Raw genomic sequence first — 6,274 nt, forward strand, 5'->3', positions numbered from 1 at the left:
TTGCAGAAGCCCATGATGTTGACGCCGCGCTGGCCCAGCGCCGGCCCGATGGGCGGCGAAGGCGTCGCAGCGCCCGCGGGCACCTGCAGCTTGATATAGCCCAAGATCTTCTTGGCCATGCCTGTCTCCAATGCGGCGGCTCGTCAAAGCCGCCTATGTGGCCGTGGTCCGGGCAGCCCCTCCCACGGATTTGAATTCGCCAGTCTCCCGAATATTGGGAGCCTGGGAAGCCGGCGCGTGTAGCAGGTCGCGGCCTCGCGGGCAACCGCGGCGGGCTCGCGGCTGGCGCGCGGGCGGCGCCTCCGATATGGCGGGGCGCATGGCCGCAGACCAGACCCCCGAGCCGACGCCGTCCGAGGCCCTGCGCGCCCAGGCCCGCGCCGCGCTCTCGCAGCGGCAGTACGCCGAGGCCGAGGCGCTGTTCGCCGGGGCCGTCGAGGCCGAGCCCGCGTCCTGGGGCGCCTGGCATGACCGCGGCGCCGTCCTGAAGATGGTCGGCAAGCCCGCCGAGTCCGAAGCCGCCCTGCGCAAGGCGCTGGCGCTCTCGCCGGGAAACCCGCGCACCCGCCATGCCCTGGGCGTCGCCCTGCTGAGCCAGGGCCAATATGTCGAAGGCTGGCCGCTGATCGACGCGCGCCACGAGGTGCCGCAGCTGCAACTGCCCAAGGCCACCCTGCCCTACCCGGAATGGCGCGGCGGGGAGCCGGCCTTCACCAAGCTGCTGATCTATCCCGAACAGGGGTTCGGCGACGTGATCCAGTACGCCCGCCTGGCCCCCTGGCTGAAGGCGCGCGGGGTCGACGTGACCCTGTTCACCCATCCGCTGCTCACCCGGCTGATGGCCGACAGCCTGGGCGTGAGGGTGATCGAGGCTGCGGGCAATGTCGAGTTCCCGGTCCCCGACCACTGGGTGATGTCAGGATCCCTGGTCGGCCGCTGCGGCCTGTCGCTGGAGGCGATCCCCAGCGCGCCCTATCTGAGCCCGCCAGCCAGCGCGCCGAAGATGGGCGGCGGCGTCGGCGTGGTCACCCGCGGCCGGCCCGAGCATCCCAACGACGCCAACCGCTCCCTGCCCGCGGACGCCGCGGCGCGGCTGCTGGCGCTTCCCGGCGCGCGCAGCCTGCACCCCGACGACACCGGCGCCGTCGACTTCGCCGACACCGCGGGCTTCATCGCCTCGCTGGACCTGGTGATCTCGGTGGATACGGCGACGGCGCACCTGGCCGCGGCCATGGGCAAGCCGACCTGGATCCTGCTGCCGGCCTTCATGAACGACTGGCGCTGGATGGAGGGCCGCGCCGACAGCCCCTGGTATCCGACCGCGCGGCTGTTCCGCCAGCCCGGCCTCGACAGCGGCTGGGACCCGGTGCTGGACGAGGTCGAAGCGGCGGTGGCGGCGCGCTAGGCCCAATGCTGCCGGGCTTGGATGGCGACGCCCGGCCCTAGAGGCAAGTCGCGTAGTAGGTGGCTCCGATCCGGGCGATGCGCCCAGCCTCGACCGCCCACATGACGGTCCAGGTCAGGTCGCAGGCGGGAAAGACGCCGCCGCCATGCTGGGCGCTGAACTGGTAGCCCGACGCCTGCGCCGGGCTCACCGCGTCGATCTTGAAATGCTCCGCCGTGAGTTCATCGCGCAGCCGCGACTCCGGCGAGCCGACCGGGAAGCGGGCCTGGATTCGCTCGTCGAACGCGCGACTGGCGGCGGCGAAATTGCTGGGCAGGCCGCGTCCCAGCCGTGGCGCAGGCGTGCTGCAGCCCGACAGGATCAGCGCCACGATCACGGCGGTCCAACCTCCGCACCGCAAGCTCGCCTCCCTTGGTTGCGCCGCGAGGCTCGGCCGCAGGCGTGCGGCGCGACTGTGTCGGTCAGCCGACCTTTTCGACCTGGTTGTATTCCAGCTCCACCGGGGTGGCGCGGCCGAAGATCGAGACGGTGACGCGCAGGCGCTCGCGCTCCTCGTCCACCTGCTCCACCTGGCCGTTGAAGCCGGCGAAGTTCGAATCGGTGATGCGCACGATCTCGCCGATCTCGAAGGTGACGGTGGCCTTCGGGCGCTCCACGCCCTCTTCGATGGCGCCGATGATGCGCGAGACTTCCTTCTCGGAGACCGGCATCGGCTTGGAGCCCGACCCCAGGAAGCCCGTCACCTTCGGGGTGTTCTTGATCAGGTGATAGGCCTCGTCGGAGAGCTCCATCTTCACGAGCACATAGCCCGGGAAGAACTTGCGCTCGGCGTTCACCTTGCGGCCGCGGCGGATCTCCACGACGTCTTCGGTGGGCACCAGGATGTCGGAGAAGTTCTCCTCCAGCCCCTGGGCCTTGGCCTGTTCGCGGATGCTCTCGGCCACCTTCTTCTCGAAGTTCGAGTAGGCGTGGACGATGTACCACTTGTGGCGCGGGTTTGACGGCGCGGCGGTTTCAGCAGCTTCGGACATGTCTCTTCTTTAGCCCCCAGCGGCCAGCTTGAGGATCTGATTGATGCTGAAGCTGACGCCCGCGTCCACCAACCAGAAGAACACCATGGCGATCACCACCATGATCGCGACCATCACCGAGGTGATCCAGGTCTCGCGACGGGTGGTCCAGGTGACCTTCCTGGCTTCGGCCTGAACTTCCCTGGCGAACTGCTGCAGGCTCGGGCGCTTTTTCGGCGTCGCCAGCGCGGCGGCCGACGGCGACGCCATGACCGCGGCGGTCTTGGCGGCGCGGTCTCGCATTGCTTGCGGGCGGTTGCCCGTTTTCTTCGCCATGGCGGCTCTTCGTACTCTCGCTTCGGGCGGCTGGCCCAAGGTCTCAGATATAGGGTCTTGCGGCGGCGATGGCAGGAGTGGAGGGACTCGAACCCCCGGCCCTCGGTTTTGGAGACCGATGCTCTACCAGCTGAGCTACACTCCTAGATCCGCCGGACAGCGACCCTTCCGACCATGAAACAGCGCGCCGGAGGGCGGCAAGCCCTCGGCGCGCATGGCTCATCGCCGGAGCCGGCTCGTGTAGCAGGGGCGCCAAGTGCGGGCAAGGCAGATCGGCGGCGCAGGGCGGATTGGCGCAGCGGCGGCGGCGCGGTGAGCACGCGCGCTCGCCTTGTCACAACGGCCAAGCCTCCTAGACTGGCCACAAACCTGGGAGGAGGTTCACCGATGATGCGCGTCCTTACCCTCGCCGCGGCCGCGGCCGCGGCCGCCCTCGCCTGCGCCGGCCAGGCCGCCGCCCAGCCGCGCGGCGAGCCGCCGCCGCCCGGCAACTACTTCCAGACCTGCCGCAACATCTCGACCTACGGCCGCGGGCCCGACGCCACCATGACCGCCGAGTGCCGCGACCGCGATGGCCGCTGGCGGCAGAGCTCGCTGCGCTTCGCCGGCTGCGACCGGGTCGACAACCGCGACGGGACGCTGTCGTGCCTGCCGTCACGCGACTACCAGGGCCCGCCGCCGACCCCGCCGCCGCCCGGGCCCGCCTATGGCCCGCCGCCCGGCCCAGAGCGCGGTCCGGAGCGCGGCCGGCCGGCCATCACCCTGTTCCCGCAGCCCAATTTCGGCGGCCGGCCGTTCTTCACCGAGCGTGAGATCACCAACCTGCCGCGCGAGTTCAACGACCGGGCGATGAGCCTGCGGATCGACGGGCGCCGCGCCTGGATGGTCTGCGCCGACAGCGACTTCCGTGGCCGCTGCCAGGTGTTCGACCACGACGTGCCCGACCTGCGCGCCGTCGGCATGGGCGGCCAGATCAGCTCCATGCGCCCGGTGCGGTGACTTAAGCCGAGCGGATTCAATCGGGTGCGACTGCAACTCTGCTTGGCTTGGCGCGAGTCTCGCCGCTAATTCGCGCCATGACCTCACTTGACCGCCGTCGCTTCATCGCGACCGCCACCGCACTGGGCGCGTCCGCCGCCTGGGGCGGCGCCAGGGCCGCGCCCTCCAAGCTCCGCTACACCGAACGCCGCGACCTGTTCCCCGAGGGCGTGGCCTCCGGCGATCCGCAGCCGGACAGCGTGATCCTGTGGACCCGGCGGCCGCCCGGCGCCGACGGCGCGGCGCCGCGCCTGAAGGTCGAGGTGTCCGAGGACGAGGGCTTCCAGCGGGTCATCGCCACGGCGCCCGCCGCGGGAACCGCCGGCAGCGACTGGACCGTGCGCGTCATGGCCGGCGGGCTGAAGCCGTCGCGCGAATACTTCTACCGGTTCGTGGGCGCCGATGGCGCAGGCAGCCGGATCGGCCGGACCATGACCGCGCCGGCCCTGGACGATCCGCGCGAGGTGCGCTTCGCCTTCGTCTCCTGCCAGAACGTCAACCAGGGGGCGCAGAACGCCTGGCGCCGGATGATCTGGGAGGACGAGCGCGCGCGCGCCGACCAGCGGCTCGATTTCGTCATCCACCTGGGCGACTTCATCTACGAGATCGTCTGGTATCCGGAAGACCGGCCACAGGGCATGTATGACCGGCGCATCCGCGACACCGTCCGCTACAAGGACGGCAAGAAGTTCCAGGACCTGCACCTGCCGACCTCGCTGGACGACTACCGCGCCGTCTACAAGGCCTATCTGCGCGACCCCGACATCCAGGACGCCCGCGCCCGCTTCGCCTTCGTCAACATGTGGGACAACCACGAGTTCTCCTGGCGCGGCTACCAGGGGATCGAGAAGTTCGGCAAGGAGGTGGTCTGGGCCCAGACCCGCAAGGTCGCCGCCAACCAGGCCTGGTTCGAATACCAGCCGGCGCGGGTGAAACAGGCCGGGACCCTGCAGCAGTTCGAAGGGCCGAAGGTGGCCGACGTCCCGGTCACCGCCTTCGACGCCGAAGGGTTCGGGCTGGAGCCGAACAACAAGGCCGCGGTGGAGAGCCTGACCGGCTACCGCGCCCTGCGGTTCGGCAAGAACGTCGAGGTGATCCTTACCGACCAGCACAGCTACCGCACCGAGGACCCGTTCGACACGCCGGAAGCCAACCCGTTCGGCTTCAGGGACTTCCCGGCCTTCTCCGCCTGCGAAGCCACCGAGGTGCTGGACGCCGGGCGCGCCTACGACGGCGGCAAGCCGCCCGCCACGATCCCGCTCGGCGGCAAGGACGTCGCCAACTTCCGCAAGGACGGGCCGCCGGTGACCATGCTGGGCGCGAAGCAGAAGGCCTGGTTCTTCGAGACCCTGAAGGCGTCGAAGGCCACCTGGAAGGTCTGGGGCGCCACCAACGGCACCCTGGAGCTGCGCGCCGACTTCCAGAACCTGCCGGCCGGCATGCCGAAGTGGCCGGGCGCGGGCTACGCCGACGGCGGCGGGGGCGACTGGTCCGGCTGCCTCAGGGAACGGGCCGAAGTCTACGACTTCGTCCGCGACCACGGGGTCACCGGCTTCGCGACGGTCGCCGGCGACCGGCACAGCTTCTGGGCGGGGCTGTCGGCCAAGGCCCTGCCGCCCAAGGCCTTCGAGCCGGTGGGGATCGCCTTCATCACCGGTTCGATCTCGGCGCCCGGCATACCGGAGGCCTTCGAACATAACCTGCCCAAGGACCTGCCGACCCGGTCCCTCTATGTCCACGAGCGGCCGGGCGGCGACGGCAGCGACGCCACCATGAACATGACCCTTCGCCATGGAGTGCGCTCGACGCTGGAGTATCTGCAGAGCGGCGATGTCGTGAAGGCCCGCGCGCTGTCGAATCCGGACCTGTCGCCGCACCTTTCCTTCGTGGACATGGGCGGCCACGGCTATGCGGTGGTGCGCGCCTCGACGGGGGCCTTCGAGACCGAGTTCGTCTGCATCCCCAGGCCGCTGGAGCGCGCCGCGACGCCGGACGGCGGGCCCCTGCGCTACCGCGTCGTCCACCGCGCCCCGCTCTGGAAAGCCGGCGAGGCGCCACGGCTCGAGCAGCGGGTGCTGGAGGGCGATCCGAAGCTGTCGATCTAGGTCACCTCGCAGAGACCGGGGCCAAATCGATATTCGACCGAGACGGCGCATTCACGCGTTCCTCCTCCCCTTGTGGGAGGAGGTGTCGGCCGTAGGCAGACGGAGGTGGGGTCGCGCTGCGTATCCGCGCGATCGGCCGGTCCGAATAGCGCCGAGAGTTTTGAGAGACCCCACCTCCGACCCGCTCTGCGGGCCACCTCCTCCCACAGGGGGAGGAGGCCGGAAAATTCTGAAAAAGCAAAAGGCCGCCGGGGTGATCCCGGCGGCCTCTCGGAAGCTCATTCCTCCTCTTCAGGGGAGGGCTGGGCTCAGCGCCTTATTTGATGATCCTGGCCACCACGCCGCTTCCCACGGTGCGGCCGCCCTCGCGGATGGCGAAG

Annotated in this window: 6 protein-coding genes, 1 tRNA gene and 1 pseudogene; 3 read left to right on the forward strand and 5 right to left on the reverse strand. The window is 70.1% G+C overall.

The genetic code is table 11. The features are described from left to right. A pseudogene (gene rplK, locus VGL85_RS19700) lies at positions 1 to 119 on the reverse strand (50S ribosomal protein L11); the annotation flags it as partial. A 200-nt stretch (positions 120 to 319) separates the two neighbouring features. Between rplK and VGL85_RS19705 the strand changes: the two are divergent. Then, entirely contained in the window at positions 320 to 1,405 is a 1,086-nt protein-coding gene (locus VGL85_RS19705) for a glycosyltransferase family 9 protein (protein ID WP_331590720.1), read from the forward strand. A gap of 37 nt (positions 1,406 to 1,442) precedes the next feature. Here VGL85_RS19705 and VGL85_RS19710 read toward each other — a convergent pair whose 3' ends face one another. From VGL85_RS19710 to VGL85_RS19725, 4 genes are all read right to left on the reverse strand, one after another. Beyond that, positions 1,443 to 1,781 carry a hypothetical protein gene (locus VGL85_RS19710; protein WP_331590721.1) on the reverse strand — a complete coding sequence of 113 codons (339 nt, stop codon included), beginning with the start codon at positions 1,779 to 1,781 and terminating at the stop codon, positions 1,443 to 1,445. An 85-nt stretch (positions 1,782 to 1,866) separates the two neighbouring features. Further along, the gene (nusG, locus tag VGL85_RS19715; protein WP_331590722.1) at positions 1,867 to 2,436 is read right to left on the reverse strand and encodes a transcription termination/antitermination protein NusG; all 570 of its coding nucleotides are present in this window, start codon (positions 2,434 to 2,436) and stop codon (positions 1,867 to 1,869) included. 9 nt (positions 2,437 to 2,445) lie between these two features. Further along, entirely contained in the window at positions 2,446 to 2,751 is a 306-nt protein-coding gene (gene secE, locus VGL85_RS19720; protein ID WP_331590723.1) for a preprotein translocase subunit SecE, read from the reverse strand. A gap of 69 nt (positions 2,752 to 2,820) precedes the next feature. Continuing rightward, a tRNA-Trp gene (locus VGL85_RS19725) sits at positions 2,821 to 2,896 on the reverse strand. Between the two features lie 242 nt (positions 2,897 to 3,138). Here VGL85_RS19725 and VGL85_RS19730 point away from each other — a divergent pair. Both VGL85_RS19730 and VGL85_RS19735 read left to right on the forward strand, forming a co-directional pair. Next, entirely contained in the window at positions 3,139 to 3,750 is a 612-nt protein-coding gene (locus VGL85_RS19730; protein ID WP_331590724.1) for a beta/gamma crystallin-related protein, read from the forward strand. 77 nt (positions 3,751 to 3,827) lie between these two features. Then, entirely contained in the window at positions 3,828 to 5,894 is a 2,067-nt protein-coding gene (locus VGL85_RS19735; protein WP_331590725.1) for an alkaline phosphatase D family protein, read from the forward strand. Positions 5,895 to 6,274: the final 380 nt, after the last annotated feature.

Source organism: Phenylobacterium sp. (genome assembly GCF_036501465.1).
GTDB lineage: Bacteria > Pseudomonadota > Alphaproteobacteria > Caulobacterales > Caulobacteraceae > Phenylobacterium.

Bases quoted from the DNA above. Each gene is read 5' to 3' on its own strand.
- nusG (WP_331590722.1), bottom strand. From the start codon at position 2,436: ATGTCCGAAGCTGCTGAAACCGCCGCGCCGTCAAACCCGCGCCACAAG.
- secE (WP_331590723.1), bottom strand. From the start codon at position 2,751: ATGGCGAAGAAAACGGGCAACCGCCCGCAAGCAATGCGAGACCGCGCC.
- VGL85_RS19705 (WP_331590720.1), top strand. From the start codon at position 320: ATGGCCGCAGACCAGACCCCCGAGCCGACGCCGTCCGAGGCCCTGCGC.
- VGL85_RS19730 (WP_331590724.1), top strand. From the start codon at position 3,139: ATGATGCGCGTCCTTACCCTCGCCGCGGCCGCGGCCGCGGCCGCCCTC.
- VGL85_RS19735 (WP_331590725.1), top strand. From the start codon at position 3,828: ATGACCTCACTTGACCGCCGTCGCTTCATCGCGACCGCCACCGCACTG.